The 23,497-nt window shown below is 29.8% G+C and carries 29 protein-coding genes and 1 other RNA gene; 15 read left to right on the top strand and 15 right to left on the bottom strand.

The window, feature by feature from the left end:
• Positions 1–10: 10 nt before the first annotated feature.
• The 3 genes from ABD939_RS02070 to ABD939_RS02060 all read right to left on the bottom strand — a co-directional run bounded on the left by ABD939_RS02070 (position 11) and on the right by ABD939_RS02060 (position 2,616).
• Positions 11–577 (bottom strand): anthranilate synthase component II, encoded by a 567-nt coding sequence (locus ABD939_RS02070; RefSeq protein ID WP_345164005.1) that lies wholly within the window; start codon positions 575–577, stop codon positions 11–13.
• A 281-nt stretch (positions 578–858) separates the two neighbouring features.
• Positions 859–2,265, bottom strand: a complete 1,407-nt coding sequence (locus ABD939_RS02065) for an anthranilate synthase component I family protein (protein WP_345164003.1) — start codon at positions 2,263–2,265, stop codon at positions 859–861.
• A 54-nt stretch (positions 2,266–2,319) separates the two neighbouring features.
• The gene (locus tag ABD939_RS02060; protein WP_345164001.1) at positions 2,320–2,616 is read right to left on the bottom strand and encodes a GIY-YIG nuclease family protein; all 297 of its coding nucleotides are present in this window, start codon (positions 2,614–2,616) and stop codon (positions 2,320–2,322) included.
• 299 nt (positions 2,617–2,915) lie between these two features.
• Between ABD939_RS02060 and ABD939_RS02055 the strand changes: the two genes are divergently transcribed.
• The 6 genes from ABD939_RS02055 (at position 2,916) to ABD939_RS02030 (ending at position 6,385) form a co-directional block, all read left to right on the top strand.
• The gene (locus tag ABD939_RS02055) at positions 2,916–3,461 is read left to right on the top strand and encodes a TlpA disulfide reductase family protein (protein WP_345163999.1); all 546 of its coding nucleotides are present in this window, start codon (positions 2,916–2,918) and stop codon (positions 3,459–3,461) included.
• A 7-nt stretch (positions 3,462–3,468) separates the two neighbouring features.
• Positions 3,469–4,086, top strand: coding sequence for a thioredoxin family protein (locus ABD939_RS02050; protein WP_345163997.1), 618 nt, complete (start codon positions 3,469–3,471; stop codon positions 4,084–4,086).
• A gap of 112 nt (positions 4,087–4,198) precedes the next feature.
• On the top strand, positions 4,199–4,516 hold the full coding sequence (locus ABD939_RS02045) for a rhodanese-like domain-containing protein (protein ID WP_345163995.1): 318 nt from the start codon (positions 4,199–4,201) through the stop codon (positions 4,514–4,516).
• 6 nt (positions 4,517–4,522) lie between these two features.
• A complete protein-coding gene (locus ABD939_RS02040) occupies positions 4,523–4,912 on the top strand; it encodes a rhodanese-like domain-containing protein (RefSeq protein ID WP_345163993.1) in 390 nt (129 codons plus the stop codon).
• Positions 4,913–5,145: 233 nt separating this feature from the next.
• Positions 5,146–5,919 (top strand): hypothetical protein, encoded by a 774-nt coding sequence (locus tag ABD939_RS02035; protein WP_345163991.1) that lies wholly within the window; start codon positions 5,146–5,148, stop codon positions 5,917–5,919.
• Between the two features lie 199 nt (positions 5,920–6,118).
• Complete coding sequence (locus tag ABD939_RS02030; protein ID WP_345163989.1) at positions 6,119–6,385, top strand: hypothetical protein; 267 nt, start codon at positions 6,119–6,121, stop codon at positions 6,383–6,385.
• A 61-nt stretch (positions 6,386–6,446) separates the two neighbouring features.
• Here the strand turns inward: ABD939_RS02030 and ssrA are convergent.
• Positions 6,447–6,841: a transfer-messenger RNA gene (gene ssrA / locus ABD939_RS02025) on the bottom strand.
• A 171-nt stretch (positions 6,842–7,012) separates the two neighbouring features.
• Between ssrA and ABD939_RS02020 the strand changes: the two genes are divergently transcribed.
• The gene (locus ABD939_RS02020; protein WP_345163987.1) at positions 7,013–8,221 is read left to right on the top strand and encodes an NAD(P)-dependent oxidoreductase; all 1,209 of its coding nucleotides are present in this window, start codon (positions 7,013–7,015) and stop codon (positions 8,219–8,221) included.
• 77 nt (positions 8,222–8,298) lie between these two features.
• Positions 8,299–8,817 carry a hypothetical protein gene (locus ABD939_RS02015; RefSeq protein WP_345163985.1) on the top strand — a complete coding sequence of 173 codons (519 nt, stop codon included), beginning with the start codon at positions 8,299–8,301 and terminating at the stop codon, positions 8,815–8,817.
• A 68-nt stretch (positions 8,818–8,885) separates the two neighbouring features.
• On the opposite strand, the gene ABD939_RS02010 is transcribed toward ABD939_RS02015, so the two are convergent.
• The 9 genes from ABD939_RS02010 to ABD939_RS01970 are packed head-to-tail and all read right to left on the bottom strand — an operon-like array spanning position 8,886 to position 14,254.
• Positions 8,886–9,566, bottom strand: a complete 681-nt coding sequence (locus ABD939_RS02010) for a DUF1361 domain-containing protein (protein ID WP_345163983.1) — start codon at positions 9,564–9,566, stop codon at positions 8,886–8,888.
• Positions 9,554–9,937, bottom strand: a complete 384-nt coding sequence (locus ABD939_RS02005) for a ribosomal maturation YjgA family protein (protein ID WP_345163981.1) — start codon at positions 9,935–9,937, stop codon at positions 9,554–9,556. The genes ABD939_RS02010 and ABD939_RS02005 overlap by 13 nt, the downstream gene beginning before the upstream one ends.
• Positions 9,934–10,521 (bottom strand): SanA/YdcF family protein, encoded by a 588-nt coding sequence (locus tag ABD939_RS02000; RefSeq protein ID WP_345163979.1) that lies wholly within the window; start codon positions 10,519–10,521, stop codon positions 9,934–9,936. The genes ABD939_RS02005 and ABD939_RS02000 overlap by 4 nt, the downstream gene beginning before the upstream one ends.
• A 52-nt stretch (positions 10,522–10,573) precedes the next feature.
• Positions 10,574–11,074: a Coq4 family protein gene (locus ABD939_RS01995; RefSeq protein ID WP_345163977.1), complete on the bottom strand. Its 501-nt coding sequence runs from the start codon at positions 11,072–11,074 to the stop codon at positions 10,574–10,576.
• The gene (locus ABD939_RS01990) at positions 11,071–11,457 is read right to left on the bottom strand and encodes a hypothetical protein (RefSeq protein WP_345163976.1); all 387 of its coding nucleotides are present in this window, start codon (positions 11,455–11,457) and stop codon (positions 11,071–11,073) included. Before ABD939_RS01990 ends, ABD939_RS01995 begins: the two co-directional genes overlap by 4 nt.
• A 3-nt stretch (positions 11,458–11,460) precedes the next feature.
• Complete coding sequence (locus ABD939_RS01985; protein ID WP_345163974.1) at positions 11,461–12,840, bottom strand: DUF4153 domain-containing protein; 1,380 nt, start codon at positions 12,838–12,840, stop codon at positions 11,461–11,463.
• Positions 12,841–12,893: 53 nt separating this feature from the next.
• Complete coding sequence (locus ABD939_RS01980) at positions 12,894–13,187, bottom strand: winged helix-turn-helix domain-containing protein (RefSeq protein WP_345163973.1); 294 nt, start codon at positions 13,185–13,187, stop codon at positions 12,894–12,896.
• 36 nt (positions 13,188–13,223) lie between these two features.
• Positions 13,224–13,613, bottom strand: a complete 390-nt coding sequence (locus ABD939_RS01975) for a hypothetical protein (protein WP_345163971.1) — start codon at positions 13,611–13,613, stop codon at positions 13,224–13,226.
• Between the two features lie 32 nt (positions 13,614–13,645).
• The gene (locus ABD939_RS01970; RefSeq protein ID WP_345163969.1) at positions 13,646–14,254 is read right to left on the bottom strand and encodes a hypothetical protein; all 609 of its coding nucleotides are present in this window, start codon (positions 14,252–14,254) and stop codon (positions 13,646–13,648) included.
• Between the two features lie 90 nt (positions 14,255–14,344).
• On the opposite strand from ABD939_RS01970, the gene ABD939_RS01965 reads away from it, so the two are divergent.
• The gene (locus ABD939_RS01965; protein ID WP_345163967.1) at positions 14,345–14,713 is read left to right on the top strand and encodes a DUF1801 domain-containing protein; all 369 of its coding nucleotides are present in this window, start codon (positions 14,345–14,347) and stop codon (positions 14,711–14,713) included.
• A 21-nt stretch (positions 14,714–14,734) separates the two neighbouring features.
• On the opposite strand, the gene ABD939_RS01960 is transcribed toward ABD939_RS01965, so the two are convergent.
• On the bottom strand, positions 14,735–14,971 hold the full coding sequence (locus ABD939_RS01960; protein WP_345163965.1) for a CDGSH iron-sulfur domain-containing protein: 237 nt from the start codon (positions 14,969–14,971) through the stop codon (positions 14,735–14,737).
• 36 nt (positions 14,972–15,007) lie between these two features.
• A complete protein-coding gene (gene kdsA, locus ABD939_RS01955; RefSeq protein ID WP_345163963.1) occupies positions 15,008–15,829 on the bottom strand; it encodes a 3-deoxy-8-phosphooctulonate synthase in 822 nt (273 codons plus the stop codon).
• A gap of 261 nt (positions 15,830–16,090) precedes the next feature.
• Between kdsA and typA the strand changes: the two genes are divergently transcribed.
• The 6 genes from typA to ABD939_RS01925 all read left to right on the top strand — a co-directional run bounded on the left by typA (position 16,091) and on the right by ABD939_RS01925 (position 23,497).
• Positions 16,091–17,890 (top strand): translational GTPase TypA, encoded by a 1,800-nt coding sequence (typA, locus tag ABD939_RS01950; protein WP_345163962.1) that lies wholly within the window; start codon positions 16,091–16,093, stop codon positions 17,888–17,890.
• A gap of 370 nt (positions 17,891–18,260) precedes the next feature.
• Complete coding sequence (locus ABD939_RS01945) at positions 18,261–19,568, top strand: O-antigen translocase (protein ID WP_345163961.1); 1,308 nt, start codon at positions 18,261–18,263, stop codon at positions 19,566–19,568.
• A gap of 228 nt (positions 19,569–19,796) precedes the next feature.
• Positions 19,797–20,711, top strand: a complete 915-nt coding sequence (locus tag ABD939_RS01940) for a GNAT family N-acetyltransferase (RefSeq protein WP_345163959.1) — start codon at positions 19,797–19,799, stop codon at positions 20,709–20,711.
• The gene (locus ABD939_RS01935; protein ID WP_345163957.1) at positions 20,708–21,811 is read left to right on the top strand and encodes a DegT/DnrJ/EryC1/StrS family aminotransferase; all 1,104 of its coding nucleotides are present in this window, start codon (positions 20,708–20,710) and stop codon (positions 21,809–21,811) included. The genes ABD939_RS01940 and ABD939_RS01935 overlap by 4 nt, the downstream gene beginning before the upstream one ends.
• The gene (locus tag ABD939_RS01930) at positions 21,808–23,106 is read left to right on the top strand and encodes an O-antigen translocase (RefSeq protein WP_345163955.1); all 1,299 of its coding nucleotides are present in this window, start codon (positions 21,808–21,810) and stop codon (positions 23,104–23,106) included. The genes ABD939_RS01935 and ABD939_RS01930 overlap by 4 nt, the downstream gene beginning before the upstream one ends.
• Positions 23,090–23,497, top strand: a complete 408-nt coding sequence (locus ABD939_RS01925) for a sugar 3,4-ketoisomerase (protein ID WP_345163953.1) — start codon at positions 23,090–23,092, stop codon at positions 23,495–23,497. Before ABD939_RS01930 ends, ABD939_RS01925 begins: the two co-directional genes overlap by 17 nt.

Raw genomic sequence — 23,497 nt, 5'->3', positions numbered from 1 at the left:
ATCTGTTAGTCTAATTATTGACCCAATTTTCTAAAATCTTTTTCCCATCTGGTGTTAAAACAGATTCAGGGTGGTATTGCACACCTCTAACATCATATTCTTTGTGTCTTAAAGACATCACTTGTCCATTAGAATCAAAAGAAGTCGCTTCTAAGCTATCGGGTAATTTTGCGTTTACAACCCAAGAATGATAACGTCCCACTTCAATATTTTTATCTAAACCTTTAAAAATATATTCATCATCTACGCTAATGGTAACATTGGTAGCTACACCATGATAAACTTCATCCAGGTTTATTAGTGAGCCTCCAAAAACTTCGCTAATGGCTTGTTGGCCTAAACACACACCAAAAATACTTTTAGTAGCTGCATATTTTTCGATAATAGGCTTTAATAATCCAGCTTCATCAGGAATTCCAGGACCCGGCGATAACACAATCTTATCAAAAGGTTCAACATCTTCTAAAGCTAATTTGTCGTTTCTTACTACGGTAACGTCACAGTTTAAATCTTCTAAATAATGAACAAGATTATATGTAAAACTGTCGTAATTATCAATAACTAATACTTTTTTCATCTCTTTGTCATTCCTGAGTAGACAGGAATCTATTTTAGTTAATCTCTTTTTTATTTCTGTTCATTTTGTCTTGATACAAAACGAACCAAAAAATCAAATCAATCTGAGGAAATTGCTAAAGCACCATTCGCTTTCGAAACTTCACGCTTGATGCTGCGCATCGCGATTACGTTTCTTCGCTCACTATTTCTGCAGATTGATGATTCGGACTTTGTCCGAACTCGGGGTGTTGACTTTCTACTATTTTCTTTTATATTTTTCTAATCTTCCTAACTCCTAACTCAAATATCTTCTGCTAATTTAATAGCTTTAGTTAATGCTCCTAATTTATTGTAAACTTCCTGTAACTCGTTTTCTTGATTTGATTTTGATACCAAACCTGCGCCTGCTTGCCAATTGAGTTTGTAATCTTTACTTAAAAAAGTACGAATCATTATTGCGTGGTTAAAGTTACCATCGAAATCCATAAAGCCAATGGCTCCACCATAAAAAGCGCGACTTGTTTTTTCGTAATCTTCAATAAGTTGCATCGCTCTATGTTTTGGAGCGCCGCTTAATGTTCCTGCAGGAAATGTATCTGCCACTACTTGCATAGTTGAGGTTGATTCATGTTTTTGTCCCGTCACTTTACTTACCAAGTGTATAACGTGAGAGAAAAATTGAACTTCGCGATAGGTTTCAACTTTTACTTGGCTGCCGTGGCGACTTAAATCGTTTCTAGCCAAATCAACAAGCATTACATGTTCAGCATTTTCTTTATCGTCATTTTTTAAATTTTCAGCTAAAATTTCATCTTTTTCATAATCTCCGGTTCTTTTATATGTTCCGGCTATGGGATGGATTTCTGCTAAACCATCTTCCACTATCAGTTGTGCTTCTGGCGAGCTTCCAAAGATTTTAAAATCGCCATAATCGAAATAAAATAAGTAAGGCGATGGGTTTATACTTCTAAGGGCACGGTAAATATTAAATTCGTCTCCAGTAAATTCTTGAGAAAAACGTCTTGATAATACTAGTTGAAAAACATCTCCACGTTGACAATGTTTTCTGGCTACTTCAACGTGCTCTCTAAATTCATCATCAGTTAAATTAGATTTTATATCGCCTTTACAGTTAAACTTATAAGAAGCAAAATTTTGAACATTGATGAGTTTGTCAATTTCATCTATGTTATTTTCAACACCTTCAAAACAATGCGCAAAAATATAGGCTTCGTTTTTAAAGTGATTGATGGCTATGATGTTTTGGTAAACCGCATAATACATGTCTGGAATGACTACAGAATCGTCTTTCTTGCTTATTTTAATATCTTCAAAATACCGTACTGCATCATAAGCAGTATAACCAAATATTCCGTTGTTTATAAACTTAAAATTCTCTTCAGATTTAGTGTTAAATCGTTTTGTAAAATTGTAAATTTCATCAACCACATTAACGTCTTTTGTAATCTGTAACTCGGTTGAGCTTCCATCTGGGAAAGTTTCAGAAATAATCTCATTCTCTACTTTTATTGAAGCAATTGGATTAAAGCAGATGTATGAGAAGTTTTTTTGACTTTTATGATAATCACCACTTTCTAAAAGAATACTATTGGGGTATTTGTCACGTATCTTATAATAAACAGTAACAGGTGTAATCGTATCAGTTAAGATGCGTTTGTGATGTGTATATAGGCTGTATTTTTTCATAAAATCAGTCGTTATCTTTTCCGCGAAGGCGGAAATATTTTGCTCAAATTTCTTTTATATAAAGAAGTTGGATAAATCATTCCAGTCAGGATTTAAATCGTTAATAAGATTTATTTTCCATTGTCTATTCCATTTCTTTAATTGTTTTTCTCTTTTTATAGCATCAGTTGCGATTTCAAATTTTTCAAAATATACTAGTACATCTAGTTCATATTTATTTGCAAAGCCTCTGGTGTATTTCTTTTTGTATTGGATTATTCTTTGTTTAATGTTTCCTGTCATTCCAATATATATGATGCCATTTTTTCTATTTGATATCATATATACATAAAACGTTTCGTCTTTATACATTATGTTTTTATAAATTTCCACCTTCGCGGAAAAGACTTTATTTAATGTAAAAAAGGCTTGTCGTGAATGACAAGCCTTTTGAATATTTTAATTTTTAAATATACTAGGATTTTACTTCACGAAGATTAGTTTCGAAAGCACCACCACCAAGTATTATTTAAAATTGTTTTCATTATTATTTTTTTATTGGTTCAAATATAGACATGAAAATAATTATACACAAAACTTTAAAACAATTTTTATATAAAAGTTTGTTAAACTATAAGAAATGCAAAGAACTATTAATTAATTTTATACTTATGAAATTAAAACTATTATTTATTGTTATTCTTCTAGTAACAAGTTGCAAGAAAAACAGTAAAACTACCGAAGTGTTAAAAGAAAACTTAGAAGTAGTTTCTGAAAAAGAAGTAAGTACTGGTGATATTGAACTTGAAATATATGATTTCACTGGCTTTGAAAAGTTTTTAAAAAAGAAAGATAACAAAGTTTATGTTGTTAATTTTTGGGCCACTTGGTGCGCACCTTGTGTAAAAGAGTTGCCTTATTTTGAAGAGCTAAATGCACAATACAAAAATAAAAATGTTGAGGTTATATTAGTGAGTTTAGATTTTCCTCACCTTTACGATAAAAAATTAAAACCATTTATGAAAGAAAGAAAATTAGCATCAAAAGTAATTGCATTAGACGATGTTGATATGAATACCTGGATTCCTAAAATAAGTGAAGCCTGGTCTGGATCAATCCCTGCAACCATTATTTACAAAAATGATAAAAGTAAGTTTTATGAGCAGTCGTTCAATTATGAAGAGTTAGAGAAAGAAGTAAAACAATTTTTAAATTAAATAAATTATGAAAAAATCAACTAAATTAATGTCAATAGCCTTTTTGGTTTTATTTATTAGCGCATTTACAGCAAATACTATTGTTGATGGAGGATATAAAATTGGTGATGTAGCCGAAGATTTTTCACTAAAAAATATAGATGGGAAAATGGTTTCTTTAGCAGACTATAAAGATGCTAAGGGTTTTATAGTAATATTTACTTGTAATACTTGCCCTTATGCGGTTATGTATGAGGATAGGATTCAGGCTCTGAATGAGAAATATGCTCAAAAGGGATATCCTGTAATTGCTATTATGCCAAATAATACTGATGTAAAACCTGGAGATGCTTTACCCGAAATGAAGAAAAGAGCCGAAGAAAAGGGTTTTACGTTTCCTTATTTAATAGACGAAAAGCAAGAAGTATATCCTAAATTTGGAGCAACAAAAACACCTCATGTCTTTGTTTTACAAAAGGGAGACGGATTAAACATAGTTGAATATATTGGAGCAATTGATGACAATTACAAAGACCCCAATGCAGTAACAACAAAATATGTAGAAGAAGCTGTTGACGCTATGCTTAATGGCAAAATGGTTAAAGAAAAAGAAACGAAAGCTATAGGTTGTTCAATTAAGGTTTAAAATATATTAGTTATTAAAGTTCATAAAAAAATCTGAGGTGTAATACTTCAGATTTTTTTTCGTCTATAAATTTACTTATACTAGATTTGTAATAAATAAAAATATTTAAAATATGGAAGATTTAACTCAAGAAGAATGGACAGAAAAGTTAGCCGCTGATGATAATGCTGTGGTATTAGATGTTAGAACAGATGCTGAAGTTGAAGATGGCATTATACCAAATGCTATCCATATAGATATTTATAAAGGACAAGAATTCATTAATGAAATTGAAGATCTAGATAAAAGCAAAAATTATTATGTGTATTGTCGTTCAGGTAACAGAAGTGGTCAAGCCTGTGCCATAATGGAACAATTAGGTTTTGAGAATGCCTATAATCTAGAAGGTGGTATGCTAGAATGGACAGGGGATGTAGTTGACTTAAAATAACGTTCTATGAAGCCATCATTAATTTCTGTTCTTTTAGTTGTATGTATTTCAGTTTTTAGTTGCCAAACTAAAAACGATAAAGTCATACAACTTAAACCAAAAGAGTTTAATCAATTTCTTAAAAGTAATCCTCAGCTTATTGATGTTAGAACACCTAAAGAATTTAATTTAGAGCATATTGTAAATGCCCAAAATAAAAACTATTTCGCTGAAGATTTTTCTACTCTTATTGAAGAATTAGACAAAGAACAACCAGTTTTTATTTATTGTCGTTCTGGTAAACGCAGCGGAAAAAGTATAACTAAATTTCTAAATGCTGGATTTACTAACATATACGAACTAGAAGGCGGTATTTTAAATTGGAAGGATAAAGGATTTAAAACCAACAAAAAGTAAGTATATACATATTCAATAATCTTCTTTTCTTACAATACAAGCAGTTTTACTAATAGTTTTTTTAATAATCAAAAAAAAATTGTAAGTTGAGGTCTCTAAATCAAGAACTCTCCTAAATGTATACCTATATAAAATGCATTTAGTTTATAATTAAAATTCTCCCCCTAGTTATTTTTTAGCAATTGCTGTATAAAAGTTATATGGCCTAACTAACCAACCAAATTATTTTAATTATGATTAAAAAATCAATTTTTTTACCGTTTTTGGTGCTATTTTTTTTAAGTGCCAATGTTAATTTGAATGCTCAAGAAGATTCAAAAGATTATGCCATGTGGGAAAGTATTATGCTAACCCCAAACAATGCTAAATTAAAAGTGTTGAGCGATAATATGCGAGCACATAATGCAAAATATCACAAAGAAGGAGCCTACAACGCAACCGTTTATAATATAATATCAGGACCACATTCTGGTAATATTATTTGGATGATGGGACCAATGATGTTTAAACATAATGATTCACGCCCAAGTGAAGGAGGGCATGATGAAGATTGGAGAGATAACGTGATGTCTCATATTAAAAAAATGCATAGTATTGAATATTGGAAACAAGATGACAAACTATCCAATACTTCTATGCTAGAAGGAAAAAATGATACTTATCCATTGCAGTTTATTCGTTACCATGAAATAGAAAAAGGAGAATCTGCTTCTTCAGTTGGAGTTTTCTTAGAAATGGTAAGTTCTACAATTAAAGCCATGGATGGTGAAAATCCATGGGGTGTTTATTGGAACGAATTTAGACAAGGAGATTTAGGCAGGCATTTGGCAACTGTTGGGTTTATGAAGAATTGGACAGAAATGGATGATGATAATGATTTTAAGGGAACTTTCGAGAAAGTGCATGGAAAAGGTAAATGGGAAGCTTTTTTAGATTTGGGAGACCGCTTATTTTCAAATACATGGGATGAAATGTGGTCCTACAACGCATATATGAGCGGTAAATAGGTTTTATCCATTTAGTTGTAAAATTTTAAAAAGTCTTTACAAATTCTTCATTATGTAAAGGCTTTTTTACTTTTATCTTATTTTTTAGTACTTCAACTTTTTTATTATTAATAAAGCCATACTTTTTTTTACATTTATACAATATTAGTAGACTCTTAATAGATTTTAAATATATAAATAATTAATCCCTATAAAGTTAATGGAAAACGGTTTTTTAATATTAGGAATAATAGCCTTACTTTTTTTAAGTATGTATGGCTATGCATATCTATCAGTTGCTCTTGTGAAAATAAAACAAAAAAGAGAGGCTAAAAGATTGGTTTTAAAGGAAGAGATGAGGAGAGAAGAAAGCTTAAAAAAGCAAAAACTCATAGATGAAAAAGTTAGAAAGTTTAACGAGCGTAAAAAAGAAATTCAATTTGAACTCCAACTTCTAGAAAAAATGAAAAGTAAACAAGTTAGTTAAAACATTAACAGACTAAGTTTTATATAAAAACACCCAAAAGGTATATCTTTTGGGTGTTTTTTTGTGGAGTCGGAGAGAATCGAACTCTCGTCCAAACAAGTAACCAAAGAGCTTTCTACACGTTTATTCTTTTCTTGGGTTTTCGATTATAAGCTGGTTAAAGACAACCTACTTACAACTTATCTTCTTTAGTTTCAAAAGGGCATCAAAGCGCTACCCAATCTATATTGACATTTACGATGCCTCAAAATGGAACGCCGTCAATCAAAGCTTTCCGGAGACATAAAGCTTGTACACCTTGTGTACCTAGGCTAATTCTACTATAATTCGAATTATGCAGCTAAAGCGTAGTTATTCTCGCCGTTTAAAATTTGGTCTAGCCTTTAACGTGTTTCAATGCCATTACACGACGTGCTTACCGTTCAATTAATCTCGCTGTCAAAACCAGTCGACCCCATTATTAATCTGTGTTAGGGTTAAACCACAAAGGGGGTAGATTATTAATACTCACTTTTTAGAGGAGCTAAAACATATCCTTCAATCCTAACGCGGACGGCAAATTTACCAAAAACTTTGTAAATCAAGGTAAATCCAACTAATTTAGAGCAAAAATTATTCCATAAAAATATGAAGTTTGCCATCATCAAAGAACGCAAAAATCCACCAGACCGTCGTGTGGTGTTTTCACCATCAAAATTAGTTGAAGCTAAAAAACAATTTTCTGATGCAGTTTTTAAGGTAGAATCATCAGATATTAGAGTGTTTCCTGATAAGGCATATCGTGAAGCAGGTTTTGAAGTATTAGAGAACGTAGACGACTGTGATGTTTTGATAGGTGTAAAAGAAGTGCCTATTGATGCATTAATTCCTAATAAAAAATACTTTTTCTTTTCGCATACTATAAAAAAACAGCCATATAATAGAAAACTATTACAAGCTATTTTAAAAAATAATATTGAGTTATATGACCATGAGACTATTGTAAGTGAAAAGGGGTTTAGGCTAATAGGTTTTGGTCGTTATGCAGGTATTGTAGGCGCTTACAACGGTTTTAGAGCTTGGGGACTAAAATATAATTCATGGAATTTACCTAAGGCGGGTCCGTTGCCAAATCAAGCAGCATTAATAAAAGAATTAAACGGCTTAGAATTACCAAATATTAAAATATTGCTTACTGGTAGTGGTAAAGTGTCTAATGGCTCAAAGGAAATGCTGGATGCTATTAATATCAAATCGGTTTCAGTTGAAAATTATTTAAACAATACTTTTGATGAACCAGTGTATTGTAAAATTGATGTATTAGATTATAATAAAAGATTGGATGGAACTGAAGTAAATGATGTTTTTGATTTCTTCAATCACCCTGAAAAATACGAGTCAAACTTTATGCGTTTTGCTAAAGTAACTGATTATTATATTGCTGGTCATTTCTACGGTGATGGTGCGCCATATTTATACACCAGAAACGACGTAAAATCGTCAGATTTTAATATTAAAGTAGTTGCTGATATAAGTTGTGATGTAGATGGGCCAGTAGCAACAACGTTGAGAGCTTCAACCATTGCAGACCCTATTTATGGTTACGACCCACAAACAGAGTCTGAAGTTAACTATAAAAATGAAAATGCTATAACCGTTATGGCTGTAGATAACCTCCCTTGCGAACTTCCACAAGATGCTAGTGAAGGTTTTGGAGATATGTTTTTAAAACACGTAATTCCTGCTTTTTTTAACCATGATAAGGATGGTATTTTAAAACGTGCTAAAATTACAGAAAACGGAAAACTTACAAGTAATTTTTCATACTTAGAAGATTATGTAAAAGGAATTGAATAAAACGCTGGCTAATAGATTTATTTTCAGATAAATACATTATATTTAGTTACTAATTAACAAACTAAAATTATATTATCATGAAAATTATGTATTCAATGCTATGCTTAGTATTACTTTTTGCTAGTTGCAAAGCAGAGCCAAAAGAAGATAATTCAGCTAATGACTTATTTGCAAAAAACTCCAAAACAGTTTTAAAATCGATTTCAGATTGGGAAAATGAAACACTTGATTACTCTATTTTTGCTGAAAACGCAGTAGGTTTAAATACTTTTTTTGGTGCAGAGGTTGACACAATAATGATTCTTAGTGAAGAATCAAAAGCTATGGATAAGCAATTTTTAGAAAGGTACGATTTTAAATTTTCTCCCAACCCTCCTCAGCTTTTACAAGGGGTTAATGCAGATACAAATTTACCAGATGGCTCAGTTCGTTATTACGGTGCTTGGGAGGTTACTTTACCTGCCACAGATTCCACGGAAGCTAAGTCTGGAACTATTAAAGTCTATAATTCTTTGGATTTTGATGAGAATGGAAAAATCATCTACCAGCAAGGTTATGGAGACTATAGTGGAATAATGAACTATTTAAACGAATAAATCACTCACAAATACTTAATAAACAAAAAAACCACTAAAATATACTTTTAGTGGTTTTTTGTTTTAGTTTATTCTGAATCTGGTTTTAAATTAGCACTAAAGCTAAATTGATTAAAAATCCATAAGCCAGCATGTAAAAACAAACCAAATATAATGGTGAATAACCACGCTTCTTTATAGGCTAGTGGTCTTGTAATGATGTTTAGAATATCGATAAATAAATATTTAGGATTACTTAAAATTTCCCACGAATTATAGCGAAGAAAGCGCCCTAGAAAGACTCCAAAACTTGATAAGTAAATAATTAAAATAAAGAAGTATTTATTAAAATGATTTTTAAGGTGAGGTTTAAGTATGTTTTTCATATCTAAAAATGAGAGGTAGAAAAGAAGTAACCCACTCATGGCAAAAGATGAAACAACCAGAATATCTAACCAAACATATGAGCCATAACTAACTGTTAAATGAATTAAATCTGTAATAATGTATGGCGCATTTGGCAAAAAAAGCAGCCAAACCCCAAACCAAACTGCAAACCTTATTTTATTAAGCTTTGGGGAACTCAATAAATAGTTTGTAATGGCAAAGGGTATGACTGCTAAAAACAAATTCCAGACTAAAAACAGGAAGTGAAAAGAATGCTTTAATTTCATTCTAATCATAAGTAAAAAAATGCTTAAAACCATTGCTATGCTTATTAGGGCAATGGTTTTAAATCGGGACAAAAAGAGGTTTTTTATGTAATCCATAACTTGTAAATTTTATATTCAAAAATTATAATTGTAATAATACCAACTGTGTAAGCAACCAAATCAGTAATTTGGAATGTGGTTCCTAGTATAATTTTTATTAAATGATTGTTTTGAAAGTTCAATAGTTGAATAATATTTACTAATTGTAAAAATTCAATAAGAAAAGAAAAGCATAACACACCAATAGCAATTACGAATGAATTTGTGTTGGTAAAACTTTTTATGAGACAGAATAGTAAAATGACTACTAAGTAATCTCCAAATGTATGCCTTATAAAACCTGTTTTTAAATAAACGGCTATTAACACTTCAGCAATCAGTAACACTACAGAAAAGGCAAAATAATTTTTATTGATTTGTAATTTCATACGATTTCTATTTTTTTACCTAAAAATCTCGGTTCAACTTTAAAAAGTAAATCTAGAGAAGCTTTTGTGCGTGCTACATATTCTCTTAGTTTAGTTTTTAATCCATATCGTCCATCAACGTCTTTAGCATTAAATGCTACAGCATCAATCTTAAAATGTTTTGAGAGATATAAAGCTCTTTCATTATGAAATTTTTGAGATATGATAGTTACCGATTTTAGTCCAAAAATTTTATTTGCTCTAACGATTGAATCTAATGTTCTAAAACCTGCATAGTCTAAGTAAATTTTGTTTTCAGGAACTCCTTTTTTTATTAAATCATTTTTAAAATCGGTAGGTTCATCGTAACCTTTTCTGCTGTTATCTCCACTTATTAAAATGTATTGAATTTTGCCTGACTTGTATAATGAAAATGCCGCTTCTAAGCGATATTTGTAATACAAATTTATAGATCCATAAGATGTTCGTTTTCCTGTTCCTAAAACCAATCCTACTTTGTTTTTAGGAACTTTTAATAAATCGTCATAAACAAAATCTTTTGCTTTGTGACTTATCTTAAAGTTGATAATGAGAGTATATATCATTATGAATAAGCATAAAAACAGTATTCTTTTAGAACTTTTTATGATTGTATTTTTAAACTTGTTCATGTTTTATGTGTATTAAATTAACTTGATGTTTTGAGAAAATAGTTTCTCGAAATTCGTGTATTGATATTTTCAAAAGTTTCTTATAATCGAAATGGTGAAATGAATTAGCATTTTTGCCAATGCAGTAAGATTTGTAATAGTATTTATAATAATCGGGTAAAATAATAACACCTAATATGATGGCTCCGTACAGATAAATACTTCTTTTGCCATTACCAAAGCACAAGCACTGAAGTGCTATCTCATCTTCTACTTTTGTGCCATAACCAGTTAATGTATGGTAGGCGTCATGGCGTTCAACTTTTGATATGAGTTCAAAATCATTCTTATCTAAAAATAGTCCAAGGTGTTTACCCAGAGAATTTTCAGGATAAGTAAGAAGTTCTGCTTTATAAATACCCCATGGTTCATGTTTTTTAAACATGCTTGTATAAACTTTTTGAGATTTATCAAATAAATATTCTATAAGCTTTTTGCGATACTTCATACTTCAAGTTTGTTTTGTTGTTCATTGCCTTTGGCTAACCAAACCCAAGTTTGCATTGTGGTAAAGAATGCGGAGAGATAAAAACAGATAATTAGAGGGTCTTGTAACGTACCATATAAGCATAGACTGAAACTTATAATGGTGTAAAACGGAAAATATTTTTTGAAAACTAACCTGTTACTATCACCACTTTTTTTTAACCAGAAAAAAGGTGAAATGGTTAATGCGATTACGAGTGAACAACAAATTGAAATTGGTATTAAGGATAGAAAAACAAGGTATATTCTCTCTTCATTAAAACCTTCAGTAGCAGTTAGAATTAACCAGAAAATTGTAGTGGCTAGAATTATCGCTTTTAAAATTGTTTTTGGAAGATTCATCATCAGTTATTCTAATTTAAAATTATCATATCCTAATTCTTGCCAATCTGTATTGTTTAATTGTCTTAAATAATTGTTGTATTTGTTATCAATTAAAACTTTTCTTTTACCCTTTAAAAACATATTATCACTATAATATTTTAGTAAAAATGTGTTGTTGTTTGATAAATTTATGATGTAATTAAAATCAATTGATTTTGCATAATTAAGATTGTAATATGTGATATGATTGTCCCAATTAACAGTGCTAGACATTATTAAAATTGTAAAAGCTGAGGCTGTATTTACCCTTAGTAAGTACCAAAAATTTTTAATTTGGTTTACTTTAATAGCGGTTGTTATTAAGCCAATAATGGTTAGTAATAAATAAACTAAAACACCAATACGTTTGTAGGTAAAACCGAAATAATAGATATATTGAGCATCTTTAATTGCGATATTAACTATTAATATAACATTAAGAATAATCCATGTATAGGTTAGTCTTTTCAAGTTTTTATTGCCTTCATAAAAATTTAAATTTCCCCTAAAAAAAACGAGAATAATTAATATTGCCATTACAATAGAAGCTATTAGTGCATTAATACCATTATGAACTTGATTGGAAATAGTTGGGGCTCTTAAATCATTTATGGTTATTAAATATGTAATATCTGTTATTAAAAAAAAGATGATAAGTAGATTAAGAAGTGTTATTAAAATTACTCCTAACTGATTTTCTTTCTTTGCGCTTTCTATATTAATATGGCTTTTATTTTTTAAGATATTACTTGTATTTAGATCAATTTCTGTAGCAGGATTTACTTCAATTGGTTTAGAAATATTATAAAGTAAATAATAACCTAAAGCAGCTAGTAATAGCCACTGTAGATTGATAAAACTGAAATCAATTTTTGAGATTATATCAGCAAAAACAGGATTTCCATTTTTATAAAGACTTATGAAAATGACTAGCACTATTGATGGTATTCCAATAACTTTTATCCAATGTCCATAATCAACCTTTTTTTTAAGTTTTACTTTTTCTTCATTTTCTATGATGTTGAAATTGCGATGGAAAAACGCAGCAATGAATGTATAGAGTCCATTTAACCAATTTATATAAATTGATGACTTTTGTTCTGATACATGACCTATTAACGTGACAAAAGCTACACAATTGGCAATAATTGAAAGGTTAGATTTGTAAAAGAAAATAGCTATCCCTGTTATTAAATATAGAGAGCTAAACGCTATTGTTCTTCTGTGTTTAAAAGCATCTTTATTATGAATTACTAATACAATAATTGTTAGTAAACTAAATAAAGATAAGTTTAAACCTAAGTCCTGTTTATAAAAAAGTGTACTGAATAAAAAAGCTCCAATAATTAGCGAAATATTTTTCATTATTATTATTTTAAAGTACTTTGAAATACAAAGTAAAAGATTAAAAAAAAGTGTTATTGTTTATTAATTAATTTTTCAAGGGCGTTAATATGTTTCTTAAATTCTATTCTACCTAATTTTGTAGTAGAGTAGCGGGTGTTTGGTTTTCGACCAATAAATTGCTTTTCTACAGTTATATATTCAGCTTTTTCTAGAGCTTTGGTATGGCTAGCTAAATTACCATCGGTAGCTCCTAAAAGTTCTTTCAACATATTAAAATCAGCATATTCATTAACCATTAGAACGGACATGATGCCCAGTCTAATACGATGGTCAAATAGTTTGTTTATGTTGTTTATTATACTCATTTTTATCATTCCCGCGAAGGAGGGAATTTTATAATTTTAATAACCTATTCCACTATATTTTACGAGAGTTGTATCTTTTTCAACATTAAATCTAACCCATCTATCTAGAGCTCCTCCATTGGTATAATAACCAGTTTTAAGATGTTCAATTTTTCCATCTTCACGAGTAAAACTCAAAATATAACTACCATCAGATGTGTTTTTCTTCATAGATAAAAATTTTGAGAAACTTTCATTTGGTTTGAGTTTAGAAAATTCTAAAATATCTAATTTTTCAGAAGTATAAAATTTTATGTCAGTAATTGGTGAATCGTTATTATTCTTAATTTCAATTTCAATACCATTTTCTTTTAATAGATAGCATGAATTTGTGAATAATAGTAAAAATACTGTAATGAAGATTCTTATAATATTTTTATATTCCATAATACGCTTATTAACATGACTGCGACTTTTTACTATTTTCTATCATACTTAAGATACATCCAAGTTCCATAAATGATATGCATAATACCAAAACCTAAGACCCAAAGCCAAAATCCATAACCAGGTTCCCAGGCTCCAATTAATCCAAGAATTATTTGAACATAACCTAAATATCTTATATCTCCAATACTATATTTCGAGGCATTAACCAACGCAAGGCCATAAAAAATAAGCATTAAACCACCAGACTGCCCATATTTTCCTTGGCTTAAAATGATTAAAATATAAAGACCACCAGCAATTAGCGGTATTAAAAAATTAAAAACTAAACGTCTTGATGTTGTATCCCATATTTTGGCGTCATGTTTTTTTGCCTTTATGGTTGTGAGGATTATTCCAGTTACAATACTTAAAACTGCTACCATAAATAACGTAAATAAACAGGTTTTAAAAACCCAACCGTCTAGAGTTAGTATGCCATTACTGTAGGTTGTAACTAACCAATATGCTATACTAGCACCAATTAAAGCATAAACACCAGCTAAAATTCCAGATAAACCACTAAGCGAAATAAAGCGTGATGATTTATTCATCATATCTTTAATGTCACTAATGTCTTTTAAATAATCTTTTGATTCCATATAAAAGTACTTTGAAATACAAAGTAAATAAAATTAATTCAATTTCGGCTTATAAATTTTTGTTAATTTTATGATTGTTAAAAACAGTCAATGAATCCAGCTGAAGAATACATTCTAAATCAACCCGAACCATACCGTTCCATTTTAATGCATATTCAAGTTATAATAGAACACACTATTCCTGAAGTTGAATTAAAGTATAAATGGCGAATTCCATGTTATTACATGGGAGAAACACCTGTTTGTTATTTAAATGCAAGCCATAAAAAACAATTTGTGGATGTTGGCTTTTGGCATTCGGCATACCTATATAAATTTGACGAATACTTGGTTAGCGAAAACCGAAAAGTGGTTAAATCGATACGCTATAAATCTTTAGAAGATATTGATGATGCCATTTTTATTGCTATCCTAGAGGAGGCAAAAAAGCAAAAAGGAAAATCGTTTTACAATAAGTAAATTGGTTTTGTAAGCTAAATTCTAGTTATGAGAACCATCACAATAAGGTGGATTTTTAGTTTGCTTGCATGTACATAAATAAGCAGTTTTATCTTCTTCAACTTTAAAAACCATTGAAGGTGTTGCTTTTGCTGCTCTATGAGATCCGTTACAAAATGGTTGGTCGTCACTATGCCCACATGTACACCATGCGTAATTTTTGTTGGCTTCTAGTTCACATTGTATTGGAGCATCTCCTCCTCGTTTATTGTTTTCCATATTAATTTTAGTGAAATTATTATCACTAAAATACTATTATTTAAAACTATTTATTATTTTTCTGATGGAAACTAGGTTAGTTAATAACGATTCTAAATTATCTAGATGTAACATATTGGCACCATCACTTTTAGCATTTGCAGGGTCGAAGTGTGTTTCAATAAATAAGCCATCAACATTGTTTACAATGCCAGCTCTGGCAATAGTTTCTATCATATCTGGTCGTCCTCCAGTGACTCCAGCAGATTGGTTAGGCTGTTGTAAAGAATGAGTAACATCTAAAACTGTTGGTGCATATTGGCGCATGGTTGGGATACCACGAAAATCTACAATCATATCTTGGTAGCCAAACATAGTACCTCTATCAGTAATCCACACTTTATTGTTGCCAGCATCTTTTACTTTTTGTACGGCATGTTTCATGGCTTCAGGACTCATAAATTGTCCTTTTTTTAAGTTTACCACTTTGCCAGTTTTAGCAGCAGCTACAACCAAATCTGTCTGGCGTACTAAAAAAGCTGGAATTTGCAATACATCAACATATTCTGCAGCTAATGTAGCATCAGAAACTTCATGAATATCAGTCACTGTTGGTACGTCAAACGTTTCAGATATTTTCTTAAGAATTTTTAGAGCTTTTTCATTGCCAATTCCTGTAAAACTATCAATTCTACTTCGATTGGCTTTTTTAAAACTGCCTTTAAAAACATAAGGAATTTCTAACTTGTTGGCAATGGTACAAACTTTTTCTGCAATGCGTAGTGCCATATCTTCGCCTTCAATAGCACATGGACCACATAAAAGAAAAAAGTTGTTAGAATTTGTATGTTTTATTTTAGGAATATCTTGAAGAGTCATAAACTTTATTTCTAAGTTTTAAGCTACAAAGATACTATTTGTTAGGGTATTATTTAAGATGATTTTTAACTATCAATTAAATAAGAAAATTAGTATTCTATGTTGTCTTGTTTTATTTGCAATCATTTAAATAACAGTATTTTATATTGATAACTTAGTCTCTTTTAATAATTATTTTATAACCCAATCTCAAAAAAATATTATTATACTATATATCCGTTATTTATAACTACCTTTGCACGCTTAAAATAAGGCGTCATTATGGCTAATATTAAAAACATTGCAATTATTGCACACGTAGATCATGGTAAGACCACTTTGGTTGATAAAATTATGTACCATTGTCAACTATTCCGTGAAAACGAAAACACAGGAGATTTAATTCTAGATAACAATGATTTAGAGCGTGAAAGAGGAATTACTATCACATCTAAAAACGTTTCTGTAATTTATAAAGACACTAAAGTTAATATTATTGATACACCAGGTCACGCCGATTTTGGAGGTGAAGTAGAGCGTGTACTTAATATGGCCGATGGTGTTTTATTGTTAGTTGATGCTTTTGAAGGGCCAATGCCACAAACACGTTTTGTTTTACAAAAAGCGATTGATTTAGGTTTAAAGCCATGTGTTGTTATAAATAAAGTTGATAAAGAAAACTGTACACCTGATGAAGTTCATGAGAAGGTTTTTGATTTGATGTTTGAATTAGGTGCTGAGGAGTGGCAGTTAGACTTTCCAACGGTTTATGGTTCTGCCAAAAACAATTGGATGAGTGACGATTGGCAAAATGAAACTGAGAATATTGAGCCTTTATTAGATATGGTTATCGAGCATATTCCTGCTCCAAAAATTGAAGAAGGAACTACGCAAATGTTAATCACATCTTTAGATTTTTCTTCTTTTACAGGAAGAATTGCTATTGGACGTTTAACACGTGGTGAATTAAAAGTTAATCAAAACATTTCTTTAGTTAAAAGAGATGGTAGTATTGTAAAATCTAAAATTAAAGAATTACATACGTTTGAAGGTTTAGGTAGAAAGAAAGTTGAAAGCGTACAAACTGGAGATATCTGTGCCATTGTTGGTCTTGAAGGTTTTGAAATTGGAGACACCGTTGCCGATTGGGAAACTCCAGAAGGTTTAAAAACAATTGCTATTGATGAGCCAACGATGAGTATGTTATTTACAATTAACGATTCGCCTTTCTTTGGTAAGGATGGTAAGTATGTAACTTCTCGTCATATAAAAGATAGGTTAACTAAGGAATTAGAGAAAAACTTAGCACTTAAAGTTGAAGAAACAGATAGTGCTGATAAGTTTATGGTTTTTGGGCGTGGTGTATTGCACTTATCGGTTTTAATTGAAACGATGCGTCGTGAAGGTTATGAATTACAAATAGGACAACCACAAGTAATTATAAAAACTATTGATGGTGTAAAATGTGAGCCTGTTGAAGAAATGACCATTGATTTACCAGAAACGGTTTCTGGGAAAGCCATTGAAATGGTAACGATGCGTAAAGGTGAAATGCTAAGTATGGAAGCTAAAGGCGAGCGTATGGTTTGCGAATTTATTATTCCATCTAGAGGTATTATTGGATTACGTAATCAATTATTAACAGCTACTGCTGGTGAAGCTATTATGGCGCACCGTTTTAAAGAATATCAACCATTAAAAGGCGGTATTCCTGAGCGTCAAAATGGATCTTTAGTGTCAATGGAAAAAGGGCAAGCAATTCCTTATTCAATTGATAAATTACAAGATAGAGGTAAGTTTTTTGTTGACCCAGGTGAAGATATTTATGAAGGTCAAGTTATTGGAGAAAATTCTCGTGGCGACGACATGACTGTTAATGTAACAAAAACGAAAAAGTTAAGTAACGTACGTTCTTCTGGTGCAGATGATAAAGCTAAAATTGTACCTGCAATTAAGTTTTCATTGGAAGAAGCTTTAGAGTATATTCAAAAAGATGAGTATGTTGAAGTAACTCCAAACCACTTACGTTTACGAAAAATCTTTTTAACAGAAGTAGAGCGTAAGCGTAATAAATCAATATAACATTGGATTTCTTAGGAATTTCATTTACAGAATGGGTTGGTTATTTGGCTATGGCAACCGTGCTAGTTTCTTTTTTAATGAAATCTGTTAGAAAATTGAGAATAGTAAACATCTTTGGATGTTTACTATTCGTTTTTTATGGAGTTTTATTAGAGCCTTTTTCATTTCCAATTATTATAACAAATACAGCTATATTTTGTATTAATCTATATTATTTGTTGAAAAACGAAAATTAGGTTTATTACTTGAATCATTTTGTATATTTGATTCTTCCTAAAATGATTAATAGAATAAAGGTTTTAATTCAACGTTTTACTTTAAAAAATAATTGCTAAACTCTCCTTGTAAAAGAGTGGAAAATTCATATTAATTGAAAAAATTAATACAATATATTAACAGTAAAGTTTTATTTAAAGTTGCACCGTTACAATCTGCATCAGTGCTAACTAAAGTAGTAGCAGGGATATTAGTATCTAAGTCTATTGCTGTATTTATTGGTCCTGTTGGTTTAGCTTTAGTTGGTAATCTTCGTAATTTTGTAAGTTCTTTTCAAACCATAGCAACACTAGGTTTTTATAATGGTGTTGTAAAATATGTTTCTAAATTTAAGGATAATGCCCTGGAGCTGAGTAAAACGCTATCTACAGTATTTTACACAGGCTTTATTACTACCATTTTAGTGTCTTTCTTGTGTTATTTTAATGCAGATTTAATCAACACTATAATTTTTCCAACTTACAGCAATTATGCTTACACAATAAAAATATTTGCAATTGTACTTCCATTTTATGCTTTAAATATGTTTTCATTTTCAATAATGAATGGTTTTACAAAGTATAAAATCCTTATTATAATTAATATAATTGGTCAAATATTAGGTGTTTCAATTGCAGTATTGTTAATATATCAAGAAAAAATTGATGGCGCTCTTATATCTGTTGTTATTGCTGAGGCTATTATATTTTTAATAACTCTTGTTGGAATTATTAATAGGCAAAGCTTAGTTCCTCTAATACGAATTAATAATTTAAGTTTCAGTTTTTTAAAGAAAATGAGTCCTTACTCACTTATGGCTCTTTTTACTGCAGTACTTCTGCCGTTAGTTGCGTTAGCTATTAGATCCTATATAATTGAAAACGTGGGTTATAAGTATGCTGGTTTTTGGGAAGCTATGACTAGAATATCTAAGTATTATTTGATGTTTGTTAGTTCTTTAATGGCATTATACATACTACCTCGTTTTACTGAGATTGACAATAAAAAAGACTTTAAAAAAGAAGTTTTTAGTTTTTATAAAACGGTTATGCCAGTTTTAGCTTTTGGATTATTAATTATATATTTATTAAAGCCTTATATTGTAACTGTAATATTTTCGGAAGAATTTAGCCCAGTTGAAGATTTGTTTTTGTGGCAATTGTTGGGGGACTTTGTAAAAGTTCTATCAATGGTTGTAGCCTATCAGTTTTTAGCAAAAAAAATGTTTTGGCATTATATTTTAACTGAAGCCTTCCTTGTAATAATATTATACATAACAAGTGTTTATTTTATTGACTTATATGAAGGAGTTAAAGGCGCTGTAGTTGCGCATTTTGTAAGTTATGCTATGTATTATGCAATTATTTTATTCATATTTGGAAGTTCACTTTTTGGGGTTGATAGAACTCAGAACTATAATTAGTTGTCTTATATTAAATTTCAGCCTGATTTTAGTATCGATATGATAAATACAAGGAGAGCTTTTTGGTATCCATAAAAATATTTATGATAAAGAGGAAATTACTTTCGGAATAACATATTTTTAGTTTTAATTATAACTTGTATTTGATTACTAGTTTTGTAAAATAGATTTAAAATTTATTCAGTAAAAAAATATACTTATCAAGATAGAATAATATGGAATGAATTTGTGGCTAAATCAAAGAATGCTACGTTCTTATTTCATAGAGATTTTATGGAATATCATCAACATAGATTTGAAGATTATTCTTTGCTTATTTACAATAAAAATAAATTGGTAGCATTATTACCAGCAAATGTAAAAGACGATATATTATATACACATCAAGGGTTAAGTTATGGAGGATTTTTATTGTCTGAGAATATTAGTTTTTCATCTGTTTTAGAATCTTTTCAAAGTGCTTTAAAATTTCTTTCAGATAACAAGATTAATAAGCTAGTTATTAAGCAACTTCCTAAAATTTACCTAAGTGTACCATCAGATGAGTTAGACTATTTTCTATTTATTTTAAAAGCTAATTTGTTTAGAAGAGACGTTTCAATGGCTATAGATTTAGAAAAAAAAATCAAGTATTCAAAATTGAGAAAACGAGAAATTAACAAAGCGAAACGAGAAAAGTTGAGGTTGGAAGAGGGTGAAGAATTTTCATTATTTTGGAATGAGATTTTAGCGCCTAATTTAAAAGAAAAGTATGGAGTTTTACCATTGCATACTATAGATGAGATCAGCAACCTGAAATTAAAGTTTCCAGATAATATAAGACAATTTAATGTTTTTGATGGCGATAAAATTTTAGCAGGTTGTACTGTTTTTGAAACTGAAGGAGTAGCACATTTACAATATATTTCAACAAATAAATTGGTTAAAAAGGGTGCTTTGGATTATTTGATACACCATTTAATTACAAAGATTTATACTGGTAAAAAATATTTAGATTTTGGTATATCTAATGAAAACCAAGGAAAACAGATAAATTCAGGGTTGCTTAAATGGAAACAAAGTTTTGGAGCTTCTCCAATTGTTCATGATTTTTATGAAGTTGATGTCGAAAAATATTCGTTATTAAAGACGATAATGATATGATAAAGTTTTTAGATTTAAAACTAGTAAATCAAGAGTATAACGGTTTATTTAAAGACGCTTTTGGTGAGTTTTTAAATAAAGGGCGGTATATTCTTGGAGACAAGTTATTGACCTTTGAAAAAGAGTTCGCTCAATACTGTGGTACCAAGTTCTGTATTGGTGTAAGTAACGGTTTAGATGCTTTAAAACTTATTTTTGAAGCTTATAAGGTACTAGGTATATTAAGAAATGGTGATGAGGTTTTAGTTCCTGCAAATACATATATAGCGTCGGTTCTAGCTATTAGTAATTCAGGTTTAAAGCCGGTGTTTATTGATCCTGACATTGATACTTATAATATAAATACTTATAATATTGAAAAATTAATAACACTCAAAACCAGAGCCATATTGGGTGTTCACTTATATGGTGGATTATATGATGTTATTAAGTTAGAAAATATTTCAAAAAAGTATAATTTGTTACTCATAGAAGATGCTGCTCAAGCTCATGGAGCAGTATTTAAAGATGGTAGGAAAGCTGGTAACCTTTCTGATATTGCTGCGTTTAGTTTTTACCCTACAAAGAATTTAGGAGCATTAGGTGATGCAGGTGCAATTACTACAAATAATGAAAATCTGTACCAAAATCTTTTAAAACTCAGAAATTATGGACGTATAAACACTTATGAAAATAATTTAAAAGGATTTAATAATAGATTGGATGAGTTACAAGCTATTTTTTTAAGTATTAAATTAAGGTATTTAGATAGAGATAACACTAAGTTACGTGATTTAGCAAAATACTATTTAGATAATATAAAGTCAGAATTTATTCAATTGCCTAAAGTATTTGATATAAAACAACATGTATTTCATCAGTTTGTCATAAGATGTAAAGATCGGGATAGGTTAAAGAAGTACTTACTAAATAATGGGGTAGAAACCATGATTCATTATCCCGTACCAGTTCATAAACAATTGGCTTACAGTGAATTTAATAATTTAGAATTGCCAATTTCAGAAACGTTAAGCCAAGACATTTTAAGCTTACCTTTAAATACGTCTTTATCTATTGACCAAATAAAGCATATTATTTTAGTTTTAAATTCTTATTCTTGAAATTTTTAAAAGAACATAAAGATTTATTTTTAGTTAAATTATTTTCTTTTAATTCAGTGGGTGTAATTCTCCGCTCTATTTTAGGTTTAATTTCTCAAAAATTAATTGCTGTTTTTTTAGGACCAGAAGGTGTAGCTTTGGTTGGAAATTTAAGAAATACACTTGCTTTATTTGGATTAGGAGCAACAACAGGAATAGACCAAGGTGTTTTAAAATATCAATCAGAGTTTGAAGAAGAGCCATCAGTACTAAAAAAATTATATATTACCTCAGCTGCTTATGCTCTTTTGGGCAGTATTATTGTTTTTTTAATTCTTTTTTTTGGAGCCACCTTTTGGAGTAATTATTTATTCAAAACTCCAAAATTTGATTATTTATTTATCATTCTATCATTTACAATGCCGTTCACAGCATTGTATAATTTGAGTTTTGCTGTAATAAATGGAAAATCAAATTATAAAAAAGCAACGATAGTTTCTTTTGTAACTTATACGTTGGTTACCCTTTTAATTATTATTCTAGTTATTTTTTATCAATTATCAGGAGCTTTACTAGCAGTAACATTAACACCAATAACTCAATTACTTACATTATTTCTTTTTGTAAGAAAAGAAATGTACTTGTTTTTAAATAAAAAAATAAGATTTGATAAACTATTTAAGAATAAACTTTTTGTGTTTATTATTATGGCCATAGCGGCCGTAGTTTTGAGCAATATTGTAGAACTTCAACTTAGAAATTATTTGATAAAAAAACTCTCAGCTACAGAGGCAGGATATTGGACTTCTATGATGAGTTTATCAAACTATTACTTATCATTTATGACTGGTGTTTATTCACTTTATGTATTACCAAAATATGCTAAAATAAAATCATTGCAAGTTTTTAAGTTAGAGCTTATTAAAATTTATAAGTTTGTAATTCCTGTTTTTTGTTGTCTCTTTTTAGGTGTTTTTATATTTAGAATGTTTATTATTAAAATCTTATATACTACTGAGTTTTTACCTATGGAACAGTTGTTTAAATGGCAACTATTTGGTGATTTAATTAAAATTATTGCTGTAGTATTAGCATATCAATTTATAGCCCAAAAAAAATGGAAGCTTTTTATTATAACGGAGGCTGTTTCTTACATGCTACTTTATATATTTGGAGTTTATTTTATAAATAAAATGGGTGTAGAGGGTATAGTTTTTGCACACTTTTTAAGATATGTTATTTATTTAATAATTATAATATTTACTGTAAAGTATAGTTTTAGAACTAATAATAAGCTGGATGAAATCAACGATTGAAAATTTAATAATCTTAAACATACCAAAGATAGAGGATCCAAGAGGTAATCTTGCAGTAATAGAAAAGGATGTTATTCCGTTTAAAATGAAACGTGTTTATTATCTTTTTGATGTGCCAAGTGGTTCTACAAGAGGTGGTCATGCACACAAGGGGCTAAGCCAGTTTCTTATTGCTTTAAGTGGTAGTTTTGATGTTATTGTTAAAGATGGTAAAAATGAAAAGCGTATTACATTAAATAATCCATCAAAAGGTTTATTGATTACACCCGGAATATGGAGAGAATTAGAAAATTTTTCTTCAGGTGCAGTATGTCTTGTTATAGCTTCAGAAGTATATAAAGCAGATGACTACATTGAAAATTTTCATGAGTATTTAAGATACAATTCTTAA

The organism is Algibacter aquimarinus (assembly GCF_039543265.1).
Lineage (GTDB): Bacteria > Bacteroidota > Bacteroidia > Flavobacteriales > Flavobacteriaceae > Algibacter_B > Algibacter_B aquimarinus.
This window is presented reverse-complemented; position numbering and strand designations above follow the sequence as displayed.